Genomic DNA, 22287 nt, shown 5'->3' with positions numbered 1-22287 from the left:
GCGGCGACCCGCGGCACGGGCGGGGTGTCCGCACCCGCCCGGCGAAGCCGTGGCGGGCCGCCCGGGGCACGGGCCCGCCCGCCACAACACAATACGGCCGCGATGCCCGGCAGGGCATCGCGGCCGTATGCGACCCGAGTGGGTCAGGAACCTTCACGCTCCAGCGCGGCCATCGCGCGCTGGGTGACCTCGGCGACCTTGCCGAGCGCCGAGATCGTCACCACGAGGCCCTGGGCCTTGTAGTAGTCGATGATCGGCTCGGTCTCGCTGTGGTAGACCTCGAGCCGCTTGCGGACGGTGTCCTCGCTGTCGTCCTCGCGCTGGTACAGCTCGCCGCCGCAGGTGTCGCAGACACCCTCCGCGGCCGGCGGGTTGTAGATCGCGTGGAAGACGTGGCTGCTGTCCTTGCGGCAGATCCGGCGACCGGCGATCCGCTTGACCACCTCGTCCTCGGGGACCTCGAGGTCCAGCACCGCGTCCAGCTTGAGGTCGTCGGCCTTGAGGATCCCGTCCAGCGCCTCGGCCTGGGCGAGGTTGCGCGGGAAGCCGTCCAGCAGGAAGCCGTTCGCGGCGTCCGGCTGGTGCATGCGGTCCTTGGCCATCCCAATGGTGACCTCGTCCGGCACGAGCTGGCCGGCGCGCATGTACTCCTGGGCCTTCTGGCCCAGGGGCGTGCCCTGGCTGATGTTCGCCCGGAACAGGTCGCCCGTGGAGATGTGCGGGATGGCGAGGTTCTTGGCGAGGTACGCGGCCTGCGTACCCTTGCCGGCGCCGGGCGGCCCGACGAGGACGATTCGCATCAGCGGAGGAACCCTTCGTAGTTGCGCTGCTGAAGCTGGCTCTCGATCTGCTTCACAGTCTCAAGACCGACACCCACGATGATCAGGATGCTGGTTCCACCGAACGGAAAGTTCTGATTCGCGTTGAGTGTGACCAGTGCCACGGTGGGCACGAGGGCGATCAGACCCAGGTAGAGCGAACCCGGCCACGTGATGCGGTTCAGCACGTAGCTCAGGTACTCGGCCGTGGGACGGCCGGCCCGGATGCCCGGGATAAAGCCACCATACTTCTTCATATTGTCGGCAACTTCTTCGGGGTTGAAGGAGATGGCGACGTAGAAGAACGCGAAGAAGACGATCAGCAGGAAGTACGTGACCATGTAGATCGGGTGGTCACCCTTGACCAGGTTGGCCTGGACCCAGTTCGCCCAGTCCGCCTTGGAGCCGGTGAACTGCACGAGCAGGGCCGGGATGTAGAGCAGCGACGAGGCGAAGATGACCGGGATCACACCGGCCTGGTTCACCTTGAGCGGGATGTAGGTGGACGTACCGCCGTAGGAACGGCGACCGATCATGCGCTTCGCGTACTGCACGGGGATGCGGCGCTGAGCCTGCTCCACGAAGACCACCAGCGCGACCATGGCCAGACCGCAGAGGATCACCAGGCCGAATTCCAGCCAGCCGCCCATCAGCTTGCCCTGCATCTTGATCGCCCAGAGGGCGCCCGGGAAGCCGGCGGCGATGGAGGTGAACATCAGGATCGACATGCCGTTGCCGATGCCGCGGTCGGTGATGAGCTCGCCCAGCCACATGATGATCGCGGTGCCGGCGGTCATGGTGATGACCATGACGGCGGTGGCGAAGACCGACTTGTCCGGGACGATCTGGTTGCCGACGGTGCAGTTGCCGAACAGCGCGCCGTTGCTCGCGGTCGCGACGAGTCCGGTGCCCTGCAGGATCGCCAGGGCGACGGTCAGATAGCGCGTGTACTGCGTGATCTTGGCCTGGCCCGACTGGCCCTCCTTCTTGAGGGCTTCCAGACGCGGGATCACGACGGTGAGCAGCTGAAGGATGATGCTCGCCGTGATGTAGGGCATGATGCCCAGCGCGAAGATCGTGATCTGCAGCAGCGCACCACCGCTGAACATGTTCACGAGGCCGAAGAGGCCCATCCCGCTCTTGGCCTGGTCCATGCAGGTCTGGACATTGCGGTAGTCGACACCGGGCACGGGCACATGCGCGCCGAGCCGGAAGAGCACCATGATGCCCAACGTGAACAGCAGCTTCTTGCGCAGGTCGGGCGTCCTGAACGCCCGGGCGAACGCGGTGAGCACGGTGCCTCCTGCGCCTCTCACGCAGCCACGTGAGAGGTGACGGTGTTGTGGTTCGACGAATACTTGACTGTCAAGTCCGCCCGGACACAGGCCGGGCGGCTCGGAGGCATGGGCCTCCACTGATACAGCAACAGTGCACGCCACCTTACCGGCGACCGTGCCCCCCTTGGAACGACCAACCGGGGATGCCCCTTTTGGGACATCCCCGGTTGTCAGATCAACGAACTCAGATGAGCTCGGAAACGCTGCCGCCGGCGGCAGCGATCTTCTCCTTGGCGGAGCTGGAGACGGCGTCCACCGTCACCTGCAGCGCCACGGTGATCTCGCCCTGGCCCAGGACCTTGACGAGCTCGTTCTTGCGCACCGCGCCCTTGGCGACCAGATCGGCCACCGTGACCTCGCCACCCTGCGGGTAGAGCGCGGCCAGCTTGTCCAGGTTCACGACCTGGAACTGCTTGTGGGCGGGGTTCTTGAAGCCCTTCAGCTTCGGGAGGCGCATGTGGAGGGGCATCTGCCCACCCTCGAAGCGCTCCGGAACCTGGTAGCGGGCCTTGGTGCCCTTGGTACCACGACCGGCGGTCTTACCCTTGGACGCCTCACCACGACCGACACGGGTCTTGGCGGTCTTGGCGCCCGGGGCGGGCCGGAGGTTGTGGACCTTCAGCGGGTTGTTCTCCGCCATGTCAGTCGACCTCCTCAACCGTCACGAGGTGGCGGACGGTGTGCACCATGCCGCGGATCTCGGGACGGTCCTCCTTGACCACCACGTCGTTCATGCGCTTGAGACCAAGCGAACGAAGGGTGTCGCGGTGGTTCTGCTTGCTACCGATGTAGGACTTGACCTGCGTGACCTTGAGGCGAGCCATTACGCACCCGCCCCTGCACGCGCCCGCAGCAGTGCGGCGGGGGCGACGTCCTCCAGCGGCAGACCACGACGGGCGGCGATCTCCTCGGGACGCTGCAGTCCCTTGAGGGCCTCCACCGTGGCGTGCACGATGTTGATCGGGTTCGACGAGCCGAGCGACTTCGACAGGATGTCGTGGATGCCGGCGCACTCGAGCACCGCTCGCACCGGGCCACCGGCGATAACACCGGTACCGGGGGAAGCAGGCTTGAGCAGCACGACACCGGCCGCCTTCTCGCCAGTGATCGGGTGCGGCACGGTGCCCTGGATACGGGGGACCTTGAAGAAGTTCTTCTTGGCCTCTTCCACGCCCTTGGCGATGGCAGCCGGAACTTCCTTGGCCTTGCCGTAACCGACACCGACCGTGCCGTCACCGTCGCCCACCACGACCAGCGCGGTGAAGCTGAAGCGGCGACCACCCTTGACAACCTTGGCGACGCGGTTGATCGCGACTACGCGCTCAACGTACGCGGTCTTCTCGGCGGCAGCGCCACCGTCGCGACCCTTCCGGTCCCGCCGCTCGCCGCCACCGGCACCGCTTCCGCGGCGCTGGGGTCCAGCCATTGGATTTACCTCTCTCTGTTACGTCCGCTAGCTCCGGAACCGGGGCTTAGAACTTCAGCCCGGCTTCGCGGGCGGCGTCCGCCAGAGCGGCAATGCGCCCGGCGTACTGGTTGCCACCGCGGTCGAACACGACAGCCTCGACACCGGCGGCCTTGGCACGCTCGGCAACCAGGGCGCCGACCTTCTTGGCCTGGGCGCTCTTGTCGCCCTCGCCACCGCGGATGGACGCGTCCAGGTGGGACGCCGACGCCAGGGTGTGACCCTTGAGGTCGTCGATCACCTGGGCGGTGATGCCACGGTTGGAGCGCGTCACGACGAGACGCGGACGCTCGGCCGTACCCGACAGGTTCTTGCGGATGCGGATGTGGCGGCGGGCCTTGGCGGCGCGCTTGTACGCGTCACCCTTGGCGATCTTCACACCGTATGCCATGGCTTACTTACCAGCCTTTCCGACCTTGCGGCGGATGACCTCACCCGCATACTTCACGCCCTTGGCCTTGTAGGGGTCGGGCTTGCGAAGCTTGCGGATGTTGGCGGCAACCTCGCCGACCTTCTGCTTGTCGATGCCCTCGACGCTGAGCTTGGTGGGCGACTCGACCTTGAAGGTGATGCCCTCGGGGGCCTCGACCAGGATCGGGTGGCTGTAGCCCAGGGCGAACTCCAGGTTGGAGCCCTTCGCCTGGACGCGGTAGCCGACACCGCTGATCTCAAGAGCCTTGCTGTAGCCCTGGGTCACGCCGGTGATCATGTTCGCCACCAGCGTGCGGGACAGGCCGTGCAGGGCCTTGTTCTGACGCTCGTCGTTGGGGCGGGTGACGTTCAGGACGCCGTCCTCACCCTTGGCGATCTCGATGGGCGCGGACACGGTGTGGGTCAGGGTGCCCTTGGGACCCTTCACCGAAACCGTGCGGCCATCGATGGTGACGTCCACACCAGCGGGAACCTGGATGGGCAGCTTGCCAATACGCGACATTAGCTTTTCCTCCGTTCCCGATTACCAGACGTAGGCGAGGACTTCCCCACCCACGCCCTTCTTGCTGGCCTGCTGGCCGGTCAGGAGACCGTGGGACGTGGAGATGATCGCCACGCCCAGGCCGCCGAGGACCTTCGGCAGGTTGGTGGACTTTGCGTAGACCCGGAGGCCCGGCTTCGAGATCCGCTTGATGCCCGCGATGGAGCGCTCACGGTTCGGGCCGAACTTGAGGTCGACGACGAGCTTCTTGCCGACCTCGGCGTCCTCGACCTTCCAGCCGGCGATGTAGCCCTCCTGCTGCAGGATCTCGGCGATGTGCGCCTTGATCTTGCTGTGGGGCATCGCCACGGAGTCGTGGTAAGCCGAGTTCGCGTTCCGCAGACGGGTCAGCATGTCTGCGATCGGATCGGTCATGGTCATGTTTGGCCTTCGGCCTCTCTCGCCGTGGTTTCCTATCTGCGCCATCCCTCTCCCCGAACATCAGTCGGAGCGGGTGCGGTGCGGGGACCTACGGCGTAGTAAGACGGTCATGGGCGGCGGGCGCCCAACCCTTCAACTCTACGCGAGTGAAGGACTGGGCCCCACCGTCCTTGATGCTTACCGAGAGCCCTGGTCAACCCAAGTGGGTTGTTACCAGGAGCTCTTGGTCACGCCCGGCAGCTCGCCACGGTGAGCCATCTCACGAAGGCACACGCGGCAGAGGCCGAACTTGCGGTACACGGAGTGCGGACGGCCGCAGCGGTTGCAGCGGGTGTACGCACGGACCGCGAACTTGGGCTTGCGCGCGGCCTTCGCGATCAGAGACTTCTTCGCCATCTCGGTCACGCCTCCTTGAAGGGGAAGCCGAGGTGACGGAGGAGGGCGCGGCCCTCGTCGTCGTTGGTCGCCGTGGTCACCACGGTGATGTCCATACCCCGGACACGGTCGATCTTGTCCTGGTCGATCTCGTGGAACATGACCTGCTCCGTGAGACCGAAGGTGTAGTTGCCCCGACCGTCGAACTGCTTCGGGGACAGACCACGGAAGTCGCGGATGCGCGGCAGCGCGAGCGACAGGGTACGGTCCAGGAACTCCCACATGCGGTCACCACGGAGGGTGACGTGGGCGCCGATCGGCTGGCCCTCACGCAGCTTGAACTGCGCGATGGACTTGCGAGCCTTGGTGACGGCGGGCTTCTGGCCCGTGATCGTGGTGAGGTCGCGGATGGCGCCCTCGATCAGCTTGGAGTCGCGGGCGGCGTCGCCCACACCCATGTTGACCACGATCTTGGTCAGGCCGGGAACCTGCATGATGTTCTCGTAGGAGAACTCCTCACGCAGCTTGCCGACGATCTCTTCGCGGTAGCGCAGCTTGAGACGCGGCGCGTTGGTGGTGGCAGTCATCAGATGTCCTCACCGGTGCGCTTGGCAACGCGGATCTTGTTGCCGTTCTCGTCGAAGCGGTAACCGACACGCGTGACGACCTTCTTGCCGTCCTTCTCCACGACGAGCTGAACGTTGCTCACGTGGATGGGGGCCTCGGTCGTGACAATGCCGCCGGTCTGCGAACCACGAGCGGTCTGGCCGGCCTTGGTGTGCTTCTTGACCCGGTTGACACCCTCGACGAGGACGCGGTTCTCGCTGGGCATGGCCACGATGACCTTGCCCTGCTTGCCCTTGTCCTTACCGGTGATGACCTGGACCAGGTCGCCCTTCTTGATCTTCATCGGTTACAGCACCTCCGGCGCGAGCGAGACGATCTTCATGAACTTCTTCTCGCGCAGCTCTCGGCCCACGGGGCCGAAGATACGGGTGCCGCGGGGGTCACCGTCATTCTTGAGAACGACAGCGGCGTTCTCGTCGAAACGGATGTACGAGCCATCCGGACGGCGGCGCTCCTTGACGGTGCGAACGATGACGGCCTTGATGACGTCACCCTTCTTCACGTTGCCACCGGGGATCGCGTCCTTGACGGTGGCGACGATGACGTCACCGATGCCCGCGTAGCGGCGACCCGAACCACCGAGAACACGGATGCAAAGGATCTCCTTGGCACCAGTGTTGTCGGCGACCCGAAGTCGCGACTCCTGCTGGATCACGTCTATCTCCTGATCGTCTGCCGGTTCCCGGCAGGGGCTCCGAGGAGCCCCTGCCGAGCCTGGCGGAACTTATCCGAGGGAAACCCCTCAGAAATTACTTGGCCTTCTCGAGGATCTCGACGACGCGCCAGCGCTTGGACGCCGACAGCGGACGCGTCTCCATCAGGAGGACGCGGTCGCCGACGCCGGCAGCGTTCTGCTCGTCGTGCGCCTTGAGCTTGCTCGTACGGCGGATGACCTTGCCGTACAGCGCGTGCTTGACACGGTCCTCGACGGCGACGACGACGGTCTTGTCCATCTTGTCGCTGACGACGAGACCCTCGCGGGTCTTGCGGAAACCGCGCTCGTTCGTCTCAGTCACATTCTTCTCGCTCATCAGGCGCTCTCCACCGTCTCGATGCCCAGCTCACGCTCGCGCATCAGGGTGTAGATCCGGGCGATGTCCTTACGGACGGACTTGAGCCGACCGTGGTTCTCAAGCTGCCCGGTCGCCGCCTGGAAGCGGAGGTTGAACAGCTCTTCCTTGGCCTCACGGAGCTTCGCGACGAGGTCCTCGTCGTTGAGCTCGCGCAGCTCGGTCGCCTTGATACCAGCGGCCATCACGACTCACCTGCCTCGCGCCGAACAATGCGGCACTTCATCGGAAGCTTGTGGGCGGCGCGGGTGAGCGCCTCCTTAGCGACCTTTTCGTTCGGGAAGGACAGCTCGAACATCACCCGACCGGGCTTGACGTTCGCGATCCACCACTCCGGAGAACCCTTACCGGAACCCATGCGGGTCTCGGCCGGCTTCTTCGTCAGCGGACGGTCCGGGTAGATGTTGATCCAGACCTTGCCGCCACGCTTGATGTGACGGGTCATGGCGATACGAGCGGACTCGATCTGCCGGTTCGTCACGTAGGCCGGGGTCAGGGCCTGGATGCCGTACTCACCGAACGCGAGCTCGGTGCCACCCTTGGCCATGCCGTTCCGCTTGGGGTGGTGCTGCTTGCGGTGCTTGACCCTGCGAGGGATCAGCATGTCGGTCAGGCCTCCGTTCCGGTGGACTCAGCCGGAGCAGCGGTGGCCTCGGCCTTGGGGGCCTCGGCGGACTGCTGCGGCTTGCGGCCGCGGCCGCCACGCTCGCCACCACGGCCACCACGGGCCGGGCGGTCCTGGGCGCCACCACGCGACGGGCGGTTGCCCGCACGAGCGGCGGCGTTCTCGGCGCGGACCTCGGCGATGTTCTTGACGTCGCCCTTGTAGATCCAGACCTTCACGCCGATGCGGCCGAAGGTGGTCTTGGCCTCGAAGAAGCCGTAGTCGACGTTCGCGCGGAGCGTGTGCAGGGGCACACGGCCCTCGCGGTAGAACTCCGAGCGGGACATCTCGGCGCCGCCGAGACGGCCACCGCACTGGATCTTGATGCCCTTGGCGCCGGCCTTCATCGTCGACTGCATGCTCTTACGCATGGCGCGACGGAAGGAGACGCGGGAGGACAGCTGCTCGGCGACGGCCTGGGCCACCAGCTGAGCGTCGACCTCGGGGTTCTTGACCTCGAGGATGTTCAGCTGGACCTGCTTGCCGGTCAGCTTCTCCAGCTCGCCACGGATGCGGTCGGCCTCGGCGCCACGGCGGCCGATGACGATGCCCGGGCGGGCGGTGTGGATGTCAACGCGGACGCGGTCGCGGGTGCGCTCGATCTCAACCTTCGAGATACCGGCGCGCTCCATGCCCTTCGTCATCATGCGACGAATGGCAACGTCTTCCTTGACGTAGTCCTTGTACAGCTTGTCGGCGTACCAGCGGGACTTGAAGTCCGTGGTGATGCCGAGCCGGAACCCGTGCGGGTTAACCTTCTGGCCCATTACCGGGTTCCTTCCTTGCTGCTGACGACCACGGTGATGTGGCTGGTCCGCTTGCGGATCCGGTAGGCACGGCCCTGAGCACGCGGACGGAACCGCTTCAGGGTCGGGCCCTCGTCCACGAACGCCTCGCTGATGTACAGCGACGAAGCGTCCGTGTGGTCGTAGTTGTGCGCGGCGTTGGCAATGGCGCTGTCAAGCACCTTGCCCACCGGCACGCTCGCGGCCTGCGGGGCGAAACGCAGGACCGCCTGAGCCTCCGTGGCATCCATGCCACGGATGAGGTCCACCACGCGGCGGGCCTTCATGGGCGTGACGCGGATGTACCGCGCCTGGGCCCTGGCTTCCATGGTTGTCCCTTCGGTGTCAGTCATAGTCGTTCACACCCCGCCTTTAGCGGCGCTTCGACTTGCGGTCGTCCTTGACGTGGCCGCGGAAGGTGCGGGTCGGCGAGAACTCGCCGAGCTTGTGGCCGACCATCGACTCGGTGACGAACACCGGGACGTGCGTCTTGCCGTTGTGCACCGCGAGCGTGTGGCCGAGCATGGCCGGCACGATCATGGAGCGACGGGACCAGGTCTTGATGACGTTCTTGGTACCAGCCTCGTTCTGAGCGTCCACCTTCTTGATGAGGTGTCCGTCGACGAAGGGTCCCTTCTTGAGACTACGCGGCATCTAAACCCGCTCCTAGCGCTTCTTGTTCGTCTTGCGGCGGCGGACGATGTACTTGTTGCTCGCCTTCTTGGGAGAACGAGTACGACCCTCCTTCTGACCCCACGGGGAGACCGGGTGGCGACCACCGGAGGTCTTACCCTCACCACCACCGTGCGGGTGGTCAACCGGGTTCATCGCGACACCGCGGACGGTCGGGCGAACGCCCTTCCAGCGCATACGGCCGGCCTTGCCCCAGTTGATGTTCGACTGCTCGGCGTTGCCGACCTCGCCAACGGTGGCGCGGCAGCGGACGTCGACCAGGCGGACCTCGCCGGACGGCATGCGCAGGTGGGCGTAGGTGCCCTCCTTCGCCAGCAGCTGGACGGACGAACCGGCCGAGCGGGCGAACTTGGCGCCACCACCGGGACGGAGCTCGATCGCGTGGATCGTGGTACCGACCGGGATGTTGCGCAGCGGGAGGTTGTTGCCCGGCTTGATGTCGGCCGTGGGGCCGTTCTCAACCCGGTCGCCCTGGTTGAGCTTCGCCGGAGCGATGATGTAGCGCTTCTCGCCGTCCGCGTAGTGCAGGAGCGCGATGCGCGCGGTGCGGTTCGGGTCGTACTCGATGTGAGCGACCTTCGCCGGCACGCCGTCCTTGTCGTGACGACGGAAGTCGATCACTCGGTAGGCGCGCTTGTGGCCACCGCCCTGGTGGCGGACGGTCACACGACCGGTGTTGTTACGGCCGCCCTTGCTGTGCAGCGGGCGGACCAGCGACTTCTCCGGCGTGGACCGCGTGATCTCGACAAAGTCGGCGACGCTGGAGCCACGACGGCCCGGGGTCGTCGGCTTGTACTTGCGGATACCCATTTCTCAGTCCTCGTCCGATTCCGGACGATCCAGACCGCCCTTAGGCGGTCGGACCGCCGAAGATGTCGATACGGTCGCCCTCGGCGAGGGTCACGATGGCGCGCTTGGTGTTGGCGCGCTTGCCGAAACCGGTCTTGGTGCGCTTGCGCTTACCCTGACGGTTGATCGTGTTGACCCCGGTGACCTTGACCGAGAAGACCGTCTCGACGGCCTGCTTGATCTGGGTCTTGTTGGCGCGCGGGTCGACGATGAACGTGTACTTGTTCTCGTCCAGCAGCGCGTAGCTCTTCTCCGAGACAACCGGCTTGACCAGCAGGTCGCGCGGGTCCGAGAAGGTCTTGCTGGTGACGACGGCCTCAGTCATCAGGCCTCGCTCCCTTCGGTCTCAACGGCCTTGGGGCCAGACACGAAGGACTCGAAGGCGGCCTGGGTGAAGACCACGTCGTCGGAGACGAGCACGTCGTACGTGTTCAGCTGGCCCGGCTCCAGGATGTGAACCTGGGGCAGGTTGCGGGCGGACAGCCACGCGGCCTCGTCGGCACGCTCGACGACCAGGAGCACGTTCTTGCGCTCGCTGACCTTGCCGATGAGAGCCTTGGCGGCCTTGGTGGACACCGCGCCGTCGACCACGCCGGAGACGACGTGGATGCGGCTGTGGCGCGCCCGGTCGGTGAGGGCACCGCGCAGGGCGGCGGCCTTCATCTTCTTCGGGGTGCGCTGCGAGTAGTCACGCGGCACGGGACCGTGCACGACGCCACCACCGGCGAACTGCGGCGCGCGGGTCGAACCCTGACGGGCGCGACCGGTGCCCTTCTGGCGGTAAGGCTTGCGGCCACCGCCGCGGACCTCGCCACGGGTCTTGGTCTTGTGCGTGCCCTGACGGGCAGCGGCCAGCTGCGCGACGACGACCTGGTGGATCAGCGGGATGCTGACCTTCGCGTCGAAGATCTCCGCGGGGAGCTCGACGGTCCCGGCCTTGTCGCCTGCCGGCGAAAGGATGTCAATGGTGCTCATCGTTACCTCAGGCCCCCTTGGCCGCGGTACGGACCAGGACGAGGCCGCCGTTCGGACCAGGAACCGCACCCTTGATCAGGAGCAGGCCCTTCTCCGCGTCAACGGCGTGGACGGTCAGGTTCTGGGTGGTGACCCGCTCGTTGCCCATGCGGCCCGCCATGCGGAGGCCCTTGAACACACGGCCCGGGGTGGCGCAGCCACCGATGGAACCGGGGGAGCGGTGCTTGCGCTGGGTGCCGTGACCGGCGCCGAGGCCCTTGAAGTTGTGACGCTTCATGACACCGGCGAAGCCCTTGCCCTTGCTCTTGCCCGTGACGTCAACCTTGACGCCGGACTCGAACACGGCAGCGGTGATCTCCTGGCCGAGCGTGTACTCGCTGGCGTCAGCGGTACGCAGCTCCACCAGGTGGCGGCGCGGGGTGACGTCGGCCTTGGCGAAGTGACCCTTGAGGGGCTTGTTCACCTTGCGCGGGTCAATCTCGCCGAAGGCGATCTGGACCGACTCGTAGCCGTCGCTGTCGTTGGTGCGGACCTGGGTGACGACACAGGGCCCGGCCTTGACGACGGTCACCGGGACGACACGGTTGTTCTCGTCCCAGACCTGGGTCATGCCGAGCTTCTCGCCCAGGACGCCCTTAATGTTCTTAGCCATCTCGCGCGTCACCTCAGAGCTTGATCTCGATGTCGACGCCCGCCGGCAGGTCGAGGCGCATGAGCGAGTCAACCGTCTTCGGCGTGGGGTCGAGGATGTCGATGAGGCGCTTGTGCGTGCGCATCTCGAAGTGCTCGCGCGAGTCCTTGTACTTGTGCGGCGACTTGATGACGCAGTACACGTTCTTCTCAGTGGGCAGCGGCACCGGGCCCGCGACCGACGCACCAGTGCGGGTCACCGTCTCGACGATCTTCTTCGCCGAGGAGTCGATGACCTCGTGGTCGTAGGCCTTGAGCCGGATGCGGATCTTCTGTCCCGCCATGGCTACTCAGTAGTCCTGTCTCTCGTAACGCTCTGGGACTCGGTCGGCTGCCTCCGGAGGCCTTCCGGATGCTGCCCTTCCTCACTCCACCTCCGACCCACGCGGTCGGGCGTGTCGCGCCCCTTCCAGCAAAATTCCCTAAGGAATTCCCTGGTGAAGGGGTTTGTGGGGGAAGAACACCCACCGAGCGCCTGGCTGGGGCCCCGCTGACACTTCCCGGAAGATTCCCGTACTTCCGCCCCTCATAAGGGACGACGAGTACTGCGGGACTCGCTTCCAGTCCTCCCGGCGGGAGGCGCGCAGCATCGGCACTCAACCGAGCAACCTGAACAGTGTGCCATACGGTCCCGAAGAGGCGCCAATCGAAGCAGAAGACCGTACCCCGACCGGCGCACTTGTCAAACCACCCCGCCGACATACGGGACACTATGGTGCCGAACAGCCCGGCAACACGGCCGTCACCCGTTCGGCGGCACGGCAGGGCGGGCTCCCGGCCGGTTCCAAGAGTACGAGAAGGCTTTGTCGTGGCTTGGGCAACCCAAGTCCGGCCTCCGTCGTCTCCCTAACACGCTGGGGCAGCCGGGGGCTGCGCGCGCTGCACGACGGGACGGAGACACTTAGTTGAACATCTCACAGCGCAGGGGCGTATCGCGCCGGGCCGTACTCGCCGGTATCACCGCCGTGACGGCGGCGACGGCGGCCGGGTGCAGCGGCTCGAGCTCGGGGCGGGTGGCCTCCCCCGACGCCATGGAGTCCGTCGACCCCCGCGCTACGCAGTCGTTCAACAACGCCAAGGACGCCCTGCTGCTGCAGATCATGGCGCACCCCGACGACGACCTGTTCTTCATGAACCCCGACGCCCAGCACCTGGTCACCGCGGGCGTCCCCGTCGTCTCCGTCTACGTCACCGCCGGCGAGGCCGTCGGCCAGAACTGGATCCCGGGCATGCCCCCGCCCAGGACCGACAAGGCCGCCTACTCCTCCGCCCGCCACCAGGGCCTGCGCCAGGCCTACGCCGAGATGATCGGCAAGGACAGGTTCACCCCCTGGAAGAAGTCCGTGATCGACCTTCCGGGTGGTGTCCGGGCCGAGATCGACGAGCTGACCAACGGCAGACGCGCGGCCCGGCTCATCTTCCTCAACATCGCCATGCTCTCCGCCGGCAACACCCGGCTGCCCCAGCTGTGGGAGCGCCCGTACGCCGTGATGCAGAGCATGGTGGCCACCGGCTCGCCGTGCACCACCGTCAGCAGCTACCGCCACAAGACCCTGGTGGACGCGCTCGCCGGGATCATGGCGAAGTACGAGCCGACGGTCGTGCACACCATGGACCCCGACCCCGACTACCAGGTCCACGACGCCACGCACCCCAAGGACAACGACTACGGGGCGTGCTCGGACCACCGCGACCACACCCCGACCGCCCTCTTCACCTGGAAGGCGCTCTCCCAGTGGGTCGGGGAGACCACCCGGCGGGCCGGGCACCCGCCGCGCTTCACGGTCAACTCCTTCCGCGGCTACTACAACCAGCGCTGGCCCCACAACCTCCCCACCGAGGTCGTCGAGGGCAAGCACCGCCTGGTCGAGGCCTACGGCGGCGCGCCCTCCTGGGAGTGCGGCAACACCGCCGGCTGCGGCGACTACGGCCAGGGCGGCGACCGCCCCCTGAAGAACCGCAAGGGCTGGATCCGCTCCACCCACTACCGCTACCCCGGCGCCACCGTCGCCGCCGACAGCGACCGCTCCGGCCGGCTGGAGGCCTACGGCGTCCTCGGCCTTCAGGCCGTGCGCTGGCAGGAGTCCGCCCCCGGAAGCGGTCGCTGGGGCGCGCCGCAGAACCTGGGCGGCGGGCCGCTGGCGCCCTCCCTGGCCGCCGTCAAGGACGCCAAGGGCCGCCGCCTGCTGTTCGCCCTGCGCTTCTCCGGGCTGGAGGGCCAGGGCCGCTCCAACAGCCGCGAGATCGTCGTCCTGGAGCAGCGCAGCCCCGGCGGCGCCTTCAAGGCCTGGACGGGCCTGGGCAACCCCGAGCGCAAGGCCGAGCGCGGCCGCCGGGTGGGCATGCCCGCCGCCGTCGCCACCCCCGACGGCCGGGTCCACCTCTTCGTCCGCAACGCCGGCAAGGGCCTCTCCAGCCGCGTCCGCGAGGCCGACGGCACCTGGGGCAAGTGGCAGAGCCTGCACGGCCAGGAGATCCAGGAGGGGCTGACCGCCGCCCTGGACCGGCAGAACCGCGTCCACGTCTTCGGCGTCGGCCGCGACACCGTGCACCACTGGAGCCAGGAGGCCCCCGGCAAGCCGGTGCGCCACATGCCGCTCAAGGGCCTGCCGGGCCCCGGCGGCGACCGGGTGGGCGCCGCCCTCGGCCCGGACGGCGCGCTCACCGTCGTCTACCGCACACCGGCCACCGCCGAGCCCGCCGCCTACCGCCTCACCGCCGACGGCTCCGGCACCGACCGCACCACGGGCACCGGCCTGCGCTCCTTCGCCGGCTACGGGGAGCTCTCCGCGGCCACCGTCCCCCGGCGCGGCCGCACCGACTCGATGATGGTCCTCGGCCGCGCGGTGAGCGGCGGGATACAGCTCACCGACGCCGAGTCCGGGGACTCCCCGCTGCTCCCGCCCACCGCCTACGTGCCCGTGGGCTCCCCCGCCCTGCTCACCGACGCCACCCACCGGCTGTGCGCCGTGGGCCTGAGCCCGGACGCCACCCCCTGGGTGTGGCGCCCGGCGCCGGGCTCCGGCGCCTGAGGCTCCGTACGCGCCGGTTTCACCCGAATGGCCGAGGAGGACCCCTCCTCGGCCACCGCCACGTTCAAGCCGCGCCCCACAGGGGCAGTGGCAAGGGCGTGCGCATTCACTTCACGGGCGTCGACCTCGGCCGGATCAGGGTGTCGGCGGAGCCCGACATCATGTGGGAGAACCTGTTGGCCGCCCACATGGTCCAGACGGGCCAGGGGCCCCTGGTCTTCGGGCAGTGGCGCGAGCGGATCCGCGGCCGGCTGACGGACCCCATGCGCCGGCTGCTGGCCCTGGCCCCGCCCCGGGGCTACTCCCCCGACTTCCTCACCCCGCCGGAATCCGCCGAGGGGCTGCGCGACGGCCTCGACGCCATGCTGTCGCTGCCCCGCCGCACCCTCCGCCGCGACCTGGAGCTGCTGGCGCCCGACCGCCGTGACCTGCACTTCGTCCGCGCCCTCGCCGAGGGCGAGAGCACGGCCCTGCACGCCCTGGGCGACGGCATCACCGCCTTCCACGACCTGGCGGTGCGGCCCTACCTCGACAAGCTGCGGGAGCACATTTCGGCCGACCGGGCCGCCCGCTCGCAGTCCATGCTGCACAGCGGCGGCGAGCACCTGCTGTCCACCCTCCACCCGGCCGTGCGCTGGAACCCGCCCGTACTGGAGGTGGCGATCCCCGGCACCAACGAGGACGTCTATCTGGAGGGGCGCGGGCTGAGGCTCGTGCCCTCCTTCTTCTGCTGGCGCGCCCCGACCGTGCTGCGGGATCCGGAGCTACCTCCCGTCCTCGTCTACCCGGTCGTCCACGACCCCGGCTGGCTCCTGGATGTCCACGGCCCGCGCGAGCATCGCGGCGAGCCGCCGCTGGCCGCCCTGCTGGGCCGCACCCGGGCCGAGGTCCTGGAGGCCACCGCGCGCGGCTGCACCACCAGCGAGCTGGCCCGCAAGGTGCGCATCGCCATGGCCACGGCAAGCCACCACGCCACCGTCCTGCGGGACGCCGGGCTGATCACCACGAACCGTGCGAACGGCCGGGCGTACCACACCCTCAGCGTCCTGGGCCGGGACCTGCTCAACGGCCGGGGGCCGCTCGCGCGGGGAGGGGCGGGCTGAGCCGCGCGCCCGACCGGGCCGCCCACGGACCGGCTGCTGACGGTCCGTCGGATCGTACGGCCTACCGTAGGCCCATGCAGCAGCCGAATTCGCCCAGCCCAGGCCGACGGCTCTTGGCCGTCAGCGACCTGCACACCGGCATGACCGACAACGTGCCCATCGCCGAATCACTGCGCCCCACCACCGACGACGACTGGCTGATCGTGGCCGGCGACGTCGCCGAGAAGTTCGCGGACGTCGAGCGCACGCTCAAACTGCTCGCCGGCCGCTTCGCCAAGGTCGTCTGGACCCCGGGCAACCACGAGCTGTGGACGCCGCGCCCGGACCCGGTCGCCCTGCGCGGCCCGGCCCGCTACGAGCGGCTGGTCGAGCTGTGCCGGGGCATGGGCGTGGTGACGCCGGAGGACCCCTGGCCGGTGTGGGACGGCGAGGGCGGCCCGGTGGCCGTGGCGCCGCTGTTCACGCTGTACGACTACACCTTCCGCACCCCCACGGCCGCCACCAAGCAGGAGTCGCTGGCCCAGGCCCGCGCGGCGGGCATCGTGTGCACGGACGAGTACCTGCTGCACACCGAGCCGTACGAGGGCGCCGAGGACTGGTGCCGGGCGCGGGTAGCGGCCACCGAGGAGCGGCTGGCGGCGCACGACCCGTCCGTGCCACTGGTGCTCGTCAACCACTGGCCGCTGGTGCGCGAGCCCACGGAGGTCATGACGTACCAGGAGTTCACCCAGTGGTGCGGCACCGTCCTCACCAGGGACTGGCACACCCGGTTCAACACCGCCGCGGTGGTGTACGGCCATCTGCACATCCCCCGCACCACCTGGTACGACGGGGTCCGGTTCGAGGAGGTCTCGATCGGCTATCCGAGGGAATGGCGGCGCCGGGGCCACCCCAAGGGGCTGCTGCGGCAGATCCTGCCGTACGTCCCGGAAGAGGCCTGAGCGGCCGGAAGCGGTCCGGGAAAAGCCCGGAACGGTCCGGGAAAAGGCGAGAGGGCCCGCACACCCGAAGGTGTGCGGGCCCTCTCAGACCGTCAAGTAAGAGAGAACTTACTTGTTGATCTTGGTGACCTGGCCGGCGCCGACGGTGCGGCCGCCCTCACGGATGGTGAAGCGCAGGCCCTCCTCCATCGCGACGGGCTGGATCAGGTTGACGGTCATCTCGGCGTTGTCGCCGGGCATGACCATCTCCGTGCCCTCCTTGAGGGTCACAACACCGGTCACGTCAGTCGTACGGAAGTAGAACTGCGGACGGTAGTTGTTGAAGAACGGGGTGTGACGGCCACCCTCGTCCTTCGACAGGATGTAGGCCGTGGCCTCGAACTCGGTGTGCGGGGTGACCGAACCCGGCTTGATGATGCACTGGCCGCGCTCGACGTCCTCGCGCTTGATGCCACGGAGGAGCAGACCGACGTTCTCACCGGCCTGGCCCTCGTCGAGCAGCTTGCGGAACATCTCGATACCGGTGACCGTGGTGGTGGTCTTCTCGGTCTTGATGCCGATGATGTCGACGGTCTCGTTGACCTTCAGGACACCACGCTCGATACGACCGGTGACGACGGTGCCACGACCGGTGATCGTGAAGACGTCCTCGATCGGCATCAGGAACGGCTTGTCGACGTCACGCTCGGGCTGCGGGATGTTCTCGTCCACGGCCTTCATGAGGCCGAGGAGCTTCTCGCCCCACTCCTTGTCGCCCTCGAGCGCCTTGAGCGCCGAGACCTGGACAACCGGAGCGTTGTCGCCGTCGAACTCGTACTCGTTGAGGAGCTCACGGACCTCGAGCTCGACGAGCTCCAGGATCTCCTCGTCGTCCACCATGTCGGCCTTGTTCAGGGCGACGACGATGTACGGAACACCCGACTGACGGGCGAGGAGCACGTGCTCCTTGGTCTGCGGCATCGGACCGTCGGTCGCGGCGACCACGAGGATCGCGCCGTCCATCTGGGCGGCACCGGTGATCATGTTCTTGATGTAGTCCGCGTGACCCGGGCAGTCAACGTGGGCGTAGTGACGCGACTCGGTCTGGTACTCGACGTGCGCGATCGAGATGGTGATACCGCGCTGACGCTCCTCCGGGGCCTTGTCGATCTCGTCGAAAGGCGTGAAGGGGTTCAGGTCCGGGTACGCGTCGTGCAGCACCTTGGTGATCGCCGCGGTAAGAGTGGTCTTACCGTGGTCGACGTGACCGATGGTGCCGATGTTGACGTGCGGCTTAGTCCGCTCGAACTTCGCCTTCGCCACTGGGGTCCTCCTGGGAGTGGTTCTGTACGCCTTACTTCGATCGGCGCCAGGGATCTTTGCTGGGGAGCCGGCCGCCGGGGCACCCGCGGCGAAACCTTACGGTTTGCCGTGGTATGCCCCAGCGGTCGGTGTCAAGCCTACGGCGTGAGCCTCGTCTGTGGAGACGGAGCTCGTTACTCGCCCTTGGCCTTCGCGATGATCTCCTCGGCGACGTTCCGCGGAACCTCGGCGTAGGAGTGGAACTGCATCGAGTAGCTTGCGCGACCCGAGGTCTTGCTGCGGAGGTCGCCGACGTAGCCGAACATCTCCGACAGCGGAACCAGGCCCTTGACGAGCTTGGCGCCGTGACGGTCCTCCATGGCCTCGATCTGGCCACGGCGGGAGTTGATGTCACCGATGACGTCGCCCATGTAGTCCTCGGGGGTGGTGACCTCGACCGACATCATCGGCTCAAGCAGAGCCGGAGACGCCTTGCGAGCACCCTCCTTGAACGCCATGGAACCGGCGATCTTGAACGCGAGCTCCGAGGAGTCGACGTCGTGGAAGGCACCGTCGAGCAGCGTCACCTTGACGCCGGTCAGCGGGTAGCCGGCCAGAACACCGAACTCCATGGCCTCCTGGCAACCCGCGTCCACGGACGGGATGTACTCCCGCGGGATACGGCCACCGGTGACCTTGTTCTCGAACTCGTAACCGTCGCCCTCGAGGGGCTCGATCGCGATCTGCACCTTCGCGAACTGGCCGGAACCACCAGTCTGCTTCTTGTGCGTGTAGTCGATACGCTCGACGGCCTTGCGGATCGTCTCGCGGTACGCGACCTGCGGCTTGCCGACGTTGGCCTCGACGCGGAACTCACGACGCATACGGTCGACCAGCACGTCGAGGTGCAGCTCGCCCATACCCGCGATGATGGTCTGGCCCGTCTCCTCGTCCGTGTGGACCTGGAAGGACGGGTCCTCCTCGGCCAGGCGCTGGATGGCGACACCCAGCTTCTCCTGGTCGCCCTTGGACTTGGGCTCGATGGCGACCTGGATGACCGGCGCCGGGAAGTCCATCGACTCGAGGATCACCGGGTTCGCGGCGTCGCAGAGGGTCTCACCGGTGGTGGTCTGCTTCAGACCCATGACGGCGACGATGTCACCGGCACCCACCGACTCGATCTCCTCACGCTTGTTCGCGTGCATCCGGTAGATCTTGCCGATGCGCTCCTTCTTGCCCTTCACGGAGTTCTGGACCTGGGATCCAGCCTCCATGCGGCCCGAGTAGACCCGGACGAAGGTGAGCTTGCCGAGGTGCGGGTCGCTCATGATCTTGAAGGCAAGACCGGAGAACGGCTCGTCGTCGGACGGCTTGCGCTTGACGACCTCGTCGGCGTTGTTGACCGCGTGGCCCTCAACGGCCTCGATGTCGAGCGGCGACGGCAGGTAGCGCACGACCGCGTCGAGCAGGGGCTGAACGCCCTTGTTCTTGAACGCGGTGCCACAGAACACCGGGGTGACGGTGACGGAGTCGGCGCTGCCACGGGAGGCCAGCGTGATGCGGCGGATGGCCGCCATCAGCTGCTCCTCGGTGGGCTCCTGGCCCTCGAGGAAGAGCTCCATCATGGCGTCGTCGTGCTCGGCGACACCCTCGAGGAGCTTGCCGCGCCATTCCTCGGCAGCCTCGGTGTGCGTGGCCGGGATGTCGACGACGTCGTACATCTCGCCCTTGGCGGCCTCGGCGGACCAGACCAGAGCCTTCATCTGGACGAGGTCGACCACGCCCTTGAAGTCGGCCTCGGCACCGATCGGCAGCTGCATGACCAGCGGAACCGCACCGAGGCGGTCGACGATCATGTCGACGCAGCGGTGGAACTCGGCACCCGTACGGTCCAGCTTGTTGACGAAGCAGATACGCGGCACGCCGTAGCGGTCCGCCTGACGCCAAACGGTCTCGGACTGGGGCTCAACACCGGCGACGCCGTCGAACACCGTCACGGCACCGTCGAGCACGCGCAGCGAACGCTCCACCTCGACGGTGAAGTCGACGTGGCCCGGGGTGTCGATGATGTTGATGGTGTGGTCGACGTCGTTCAGCGGCCAGTGGCAGGTCGTCGCGGCAGACGTGATCGTGATGCCGCGCTCCTGCTCCTGCTCCATCCAGTCCATCGTGGCAGCGCCGTCGTGGACTTCACCGATCTTGTACGAAACACCGGTGTAGAACAGGATCCGCTCGGTGGTGGTCGTCTTGCCCGCGTCGATGTGGGCCATGATCCCGATGTTGCGGACCTTGGCCAGGTCAAGCGAAGTGGTGGCCATATGGCTCAGTCTTCTCTCGGTTCTCGATGGGGGTAGCGACTACCAGCGGTAGTGCGCGAAGGCCTTGTTGGACTCGGCCATCTTGTGCGTGTCCTCACGCTTCTTGACCGAGGCGCCGAGACCGTTCGAGGCGTCCAGCAGCTCGTTCATGAGGCGCTCGGTCATGGTCTTCTCGCGACGGGCGCGGGAGTAACCGACCAGCCAGCGCAGCGCCAGGGTGGAGGCGCGGCCCGGACGGACCTCGACCGGCACCTGGTAGGTGGCGCCACCGACACGGCGGGACTTGACCTCGAGAGCCGGCTTCACGTTCTCGAGAGCGCGCTTGAGGGTGATGACCGGGTCGTTACCGGTCTTCTCGCGCAGACCCTCCATGGCGCCGTACACGATGCGCTCGGCGGTGGAGCGCTTGCCGTGCAGGAGGATCTTGTTGATCAGCGACGTCACCAGGGGGGAGCCGTAAACCGGGTCGATGATGACCGGGCGCTTCGGGGCGGGGCCCTTACGAGGCATTCTTACTTCTCCTTCTTGGCGCCGTAGCGGCTGCGAGCCTGCTTACGGTTCTTGACGCCCTGCGTGTCGAGGGAACCGCGGATGATCTTGTAGCGAACACCCGGCAGGTCCTTCACACGGCCACCGCGGACGAGCACGATGGAGTGCTCCTGCAGGTTGTGGCCCTCACCCGGAATGTAAGCGGTGACCTCGATGCCGGAGGTCAGACGCACACGCGCGACCTTACGGAGCGCCGAGTTCGGCTTCTTCGGGGTGGTCGTGAAAACACGCGTGCAGACGCCACGACGCTGGGGCGAACCCTCGAGTGCGGGCGTCTTGTTCTTCTCGACCTTGTCCTGCCGGCCCTTTCGGACCAGCTGCTGGATCGTAGGCACCGTTTCTCCGGTTTCTGTGTGCCGATCACGATAAAACTAACCTGGAACCACCGACCCACGCGGTCGGGTGTGTCGAAGGCTGCAGGCTCCACCGAATGGTGGATGGATGCAGATTTCGGTGTCTCCGAACGGTTCAGCACCGTCCGGTTCCGAGCCTCTCGCACGGTTTGAAGGCACGCACGAGAGCCCAGGGACACCCCAGGCACAAGGTCAGAGCGTACCTACCGCATGGGCTGGGGTCAAAACAAATGCACACACGGAGGACACCCCTGTGGCCTGCGCAGGTCGCGGATCAAAGGGGCCTCACGGGGCGCGCCGGGGGGTGCCGAACAGGTGACGTCGGCCACACTCAGCGGCCGGCCGACATGCCCCTCGGAGCGGGGCGGGCGTCCTCCGGACGGGCCCCGCTGACGGCGAGGATCATCTCCGTCATCTCCACGAACTGGCGGCGGTGACTGTCCGGGATGCCCAGCATCTCGGCGGCTTCCGGCGGCGTCACGCGCCCGGCGGCCCGCGCGCCCGCACCGGCGGGCGTCCCACCCGGCAGGGGGAGGTCCTCCGCGGACACCTTGCCCGACTCGATCAGCATGTCGCGCAGCCCGACACCCAGGACCCGCGCCAGCGCGCGCATGGTCTCCAGGTCCGGCAGGCTCTGGCGCTGCAGCAACCGGGTCACCGCCGCGCGGTGCACCCCGGCATCCTCCGCCAGCCGCGACCTGCCGCCGCCCCGCGGGTTGTCGATGTCGTATCCGCGCTCCCGCATCAGATGCTCGACCCAGCCCGCGAACCGCTCCATGTCCGAGCCCTTTTCGCCCATAACACGCTCCCTCCGCACCCAGAACCCTACCGTCCGATCGCGCACGCAATAACCAGGATGGAGTGCGCGCCCGCAACTGGCTACCTCGCGGGGGGAAATTCACGCCAAAGGTTGGGTTATCTGGTGCATTACCGCCGCGACGGCGGGCGCGAGAGCCACTCGAAGGTCTCTTGTTGCGCTCTCGCGCGCAAGCTGGGTACGGTTCATTG

Annotated in this window: 31 protein-coding genes; 3 read left to right on the top strand and 28 right to left on the bottom strand. The window is 67.3% G+C overall.

The annotated features are described in order from the left end of the window. Window positions 1-143 precede the first annotated feature (143 nt). The 23 genes from AB4K12_RS26380 to rpsJ form a co-directional block, all read right to left on the bottom strand. The gene (locus AB4K12_RS26380; protein WP_368436728.1) at window positions 144-800 is read right to left on the bottom strand and encodes an adenylate kinase; all 657 of its coding nucleotides are present in this window, start codon (window positions 798-800) and stop codon (window positions 144-146) included. Next, the gene (secY, locus tag AB4K12_RS26375; RefSeq protein ID WP_086567277.1) at window positions 800-2113 is read right to left on the bottom strand and encodes a preprotein translocase subunit SecY; all 1314 of its coding nucleotides are present in this window, start codon (window positions 2111-2113) and stop codon (window positions 800-802) included. Before secY ends, AB4K12_RS26380 begins: the two co-directional genes overlap by 1 nt. Before the next feature lie 226 nt (window positions 2114-2339). After that, window positions 2340-2795: a 50S ribosomal protein L15 gene (gene rplO, locus AB4K12_RS26370; protein ID WP_362254287.1), complete on the bottom strand. Its 456-nt coding sequence runs from the start codon at window positions 2793-2795 to the stop codon at window positions 2340-2342. 1 nt (window position 2796) lies between these two features. Further along, window positions 2797-2979 carry a 50S ribosomal protein L30 gene (gene rpmD, locus AB4K12_RS26365; RefSeq protein WP_086567281.1) on the bottom strand — a complete coding sequence of 61 codons (183 nt, stop codon included), beginning with the start codon at window positions 2977-2979 and terminating at the stop codon, window positions 2797-2799. Next, on the bottom strand, window positions 2979-3581 hold the full coding sequence (gene rpsE / locus AB4K12_RS26360) for a 30S ribosomal protein S5 (protein ID WP_190066381.1): 603 nt from the start codon (window positions 3579-3581) through the stop codon (window positions 2979-2981). Before rpsE ends, rpmD begins: the two co-directional genes overlap by 1 nt. 46 nt (window positions 3582-3627) lie before the next feature. Continuing rightward, complete coding sequence (gene rplR / locus AB4K12_RS26355) at window positions 3628-4011, bottom strand: 50S ribosomal protein L18 (protein ID WP_086567285.1); 384 nt, start codon at window positions 4009-4011, stop codon at window positions 3628-3630. Between the two features lie 3 nt (window positions 4012-4014). Beyond that, window positions 4015-4554, bottom strand: coding sequence for a 50S ribosomal protein L6 (gene rplF / locus AB4K12_RS26350; protein WP_086567286.1), 540 nt, complete (start codon window positions 4552-4554; stop codon window positions 4015-4017). 21 nt (window positions 4555-4575) lie between these two features. Further along, window positions 4576-4974 (bottom strand): 30S ribosomal protein S8, encoded by a 399-nt coding sequence (gene rpsH / locus AB4K12_RS26345; protein ID WP_071964540.1) that lies wholly within the window; start codon window positions 4972-4974, stop codon window positions 4576-4578. A gap of 210 nt (window positions 4975-5184) precedes the next feature. Continuing rightward, window positions 5185-5370 (bottom strand): type Z 30S ribosomal protein S14, encoded by a 186-nt coding sequence (locus AB4K12_RS26340; protein ID WP_071964550.1) that lies wholly within the window; start codon window positions 5368-5370, stop codon window positions 5185-5187. A 5-nt stretch (window positions 5371-5375) separates the two neighbouring features. After that, complete coding sequence (gene rplE, locus AB4K12_RS26335; RefSeq protein ID WP_086567288.1) at window positions 5376-5936, bottom strand: 50S ribosomal protein L5; 561 nt, start codon at window positions 5934-5936, stop codon at window positions 5376-5378. Further along, window positions 5936-6259, bottom strand: coding sequence for a 50S ribosomal protein L24 (rplX, locus tag AB4K12_RS26330; protein WP_030368405.1), 324 nt, complete (start codon window positions 6257-6259; stop codon window positions 5936-5938). Before rplX ends, rplE begins: the two co-directional genes overlap by 1 nt. Window positions 6260-6262: 3 nt before the next feature. Beyond that, the gene (gene rplN / locus AB4K12_RS26325; protein WP_030368406.1) at window positions 6263-6631 is read right to left on the bottom strand and encodes a 50S ribosomal protein L14; all 369 of its coding nucleotides are present in this window, start codon (window positions 6629-6631) and stop codon (window positions 6263-6265) included. 94 nt (window positions 6632-6725) lie between these two features. Beyond that, window positions 6726-7007 carry a 30S ribosomal protein S17 gene (gene rpsQ, locus AB4K12_RS26320; RefSeq protein ID WP_368436723.1) on the bottom strand — a complete coding sequence of 94 codons (282 nt, stop codon included), beginning with the start codon at window positions 7005-7007 and terminating at the stop codon, window positions 6726-6728. Further along, window positions 7007-7231: a 50S ribosomal protein L29 gene (rpmC, locus tag AB4K12_RS26315; protein ID WP_030368408.1), complete on the bottom strand. Its 225-nt coding sequence runs from the start codon at window positions 7229-7231 to the stop codon at window positions 7007-7009. The genes rpsQ and rpmC overlap by 1 nt, the downstream gene beginning before the upstream one ends. Next, window positions 7231-7650 (bottom strand): 50S ribosomal protein L16, encoded by a 420-nt coding sequence (rplP, locus tag AB4K12_RS26310; protein WP_030368409.1) that lies wholly within the window; start codon window positions 7648-7650, stop codon window positions 7231-7233. The genes rpmC and rplP overlap by 1 nt, the downstream gene beginning before the upstream one ends. 5 nt (window positions 7651-7655) lie before the next feature. After that, window positions 7656-8477, bottom strand: a complete 822-nt coding sequence (gene rpsC, locus AB4K12_RS26305; RefSeq protein WP_086567293.1) for a 30S ribosomal protein S3 — start codon at window positions 8475-8477, stop codon at window positions 7656-7658. Beyond that, a complete protein-coding gene (gene rplV, locus AB4K12_RS26300; RefSeq protein WP_031012097.1) occupies window positions 8477-8824 on the bottom strand; it encodes a 50S ribosomal protein L22 in 348 nt (115 codons plus the stop codon). The genes rpsC and rplV overlap by 1 nt, the downstream gene beginning before the upstream one ends. Window positions 8825-8867: 43 nt before the next feature. After that, window positions 8868-9149, bottom strand: a complete 282-nt coding sequence (rpsS, locus tag AB4K12_RS26295) for a 30S ribosomal protein S19 (protein WP_004950443.1) — start codon at window positions 9147-9149, stop codon at window positions 8868-8870. Between the two features lie 12 nt (window positions 9150-9161). Continuing rightward, on the bottom strand, window positions 9162-9998 hold the full coding sequence (rplB, locus tag AB4K12_RS26290) for a 50S ribosomal protein L2 (RefSeq protein ID WP_086567295.1): 837 nt from the start codon (window positions 9996-9998) through the stop codon (window positions 9162-9164). A 40-nt stretch (window positions 9999-10038) separates the two neighbouring features. Then, complete coding sequence (gene rplW, locus AB4K12_RS26285) at window positions 10039-10362, bottom strand: 50S ribosomal protein L23 (RefSeq protein ID WP_368436719.1); 324 nt, start codon at window positions 10360-10362, stop codon at window positions 10039-10041. Next, a complete protein-coding gene (rplD, locus tag AB4K12_RS26280; protein WP_086567297.1) occupies window positions 10362-11012 on the bottom strand; it encodes a 50S ribosomal protein L4 in 651 nt (216 codons plus the stop codon). Before rplD ends, rplW begins: the two co-directional genes overlap by 1 nt. Window positions 11013-11019: 7 nt before the next feature. After that, window positions 11020-11664 (bottom strand): 50S ribosomal protein L3, encoded by a 645-nt coding sequence (gene rplC / locus AB4K12_RS26275; protein WP_086567349.1) that lies wholly within the window; start codon window positions 11662-11664, stop codon window positions 11020-11022. 13 nt (window positions 11665-11677) lie between these two features. Next, window positions 11678-11986: a 30S ribosomal protein S10 gene (rpsJ, locus tag AB4K12_RS26270; protein WP_003948644.1), complete on the bottom strand. Its 309-nt coding sequence runs from the start codon at window positions 11984-11986 to the stop codon at window positions 11678-11680. Between the two features lie 621 nt (window positions 11987-12607). Here rpsJ and AB4K12_RS26265 point away from each other — a divergent pair. The 3 genes from AB4K12_RS26265 (at window position 12608) to AB4K12_RS26255 (ending at window position 16778) form a co-directional block, all read left to right on the top strand. Continuing rightward, window positions 12608-14734, top strand: coding sequence for a PIG-L family deacetylase (locus AB4K12_RS26265; protein ID WP_368436716.1), 2127 nt, complete (start codon window positions 12608-12610; stop codon window positions 14732-14734). 98 nt (window positions 14735-14832) lie between these two features. Next, window positions 14833-15837, top strand: coding sequence for an ArsR/SmtB family transcription factor (locus tag AB4K12_RS26260; RefSeq protein WP_368436715.1), 1005 nt, complete (start codon window positions 14833-14835; stop codon window positions 15835-15837). 74 nt (window positions 15838-15911) lie between these two features. After that, window positions 15912-16778 carry a metallophosphoesterase gene (locus AB4K12_RS26255; protein ID WP_086567300.1) on the top strand — a complete coding sequence of 289 codons (867 nt, stop codon included), beginning with the start codon at window positions 15912-15914 and terminating at the stop codon, window positions 16776-16778. Between the two features lie 108 nt (window positions 16779-16886). On the opposite strand, the gene tuf is transcribed toward AB4K12_RS26255, so the two are convergent. The 5 genes from tuf to AB4K12_RS26230 form a co-directional block, all read right to left on the bottom strand. Then, a complete protein-coding gene (gene tuf, locus AB4K12_RS26250; RefSeq protein WP_362254261.1) occupies window positions 16887-18080 on the bottom strand; it encodes an elongation factor Tu in 1194 nt (397 codons plus the stop codon). Window positions 18081-18253: 173 nt separating this feature from the next. Beyond that, window positions 18254-20377 carry an elongation factor G gene (gene fusA / locus AB4K12_RS26245; protein ID WP_368436712.1) on the bottom strand — a complete coding sequence of 708 codons (2124 nt, stop codon included), beginning with the start codon at window positions 20375-20377 and terminating at the stop codon, window positions 18254-18256. A gap of 39 nt (window positions 20378-20416) precedes the next feature. Then, on the bottom strand, window positions 20417-20887 hold the full coding sequence (gene rpsG / locus AB4K12_RS26240; RefSeq protein WP_004950419.1) for a 30S ribosomal protein S7: 471 nt from the start codon (window positions 20885-20887) through the stop codon (window positions 20417-20419). A 2-nt stretch (window positions 20888-20889) separates the two neighbouring features. Continuing rightward, window positions 20890-21261 (bottom strand): 30S ribosomal protein S12, encoded by a 372-nt coding sequence (gene rpsL, locus AB4K12_RS26235; RefSeq protein ID WP_003948652.1) that lies wholly within the window; start codon window positions 21259-21261, stop codon window positions 20890-20892. Window positions 21262-21610: 349 nt separating this feature from the next. After that, window positions 21611-22078 (bottom strand): helix-turn-helix domain-containing protein, encoded by a 468-nt coding sequence (locus AB4K12_RS26230; protein ID WP_368436709.1) that lies wholly within the window; start codon window positions 22076-22078, stop codon window positions 21611-21613. Between the last annotated feature and the right edge of the window lie 209 nt (window positions 22079-22287).

The sequence above is a fragment of the Streptomyces sp. C36 genome (genome assembly GCF_040932295.1).
Lineage (GTDB): Bacteria > Actinomycetota > Actinomycetes > Streptomycetales > Streptomycetaceae > Streptomyces > Streptomyces triculaminicus.
This window is presented reverse-complemented; position numbering and strand designations above follow the sequence as displayed.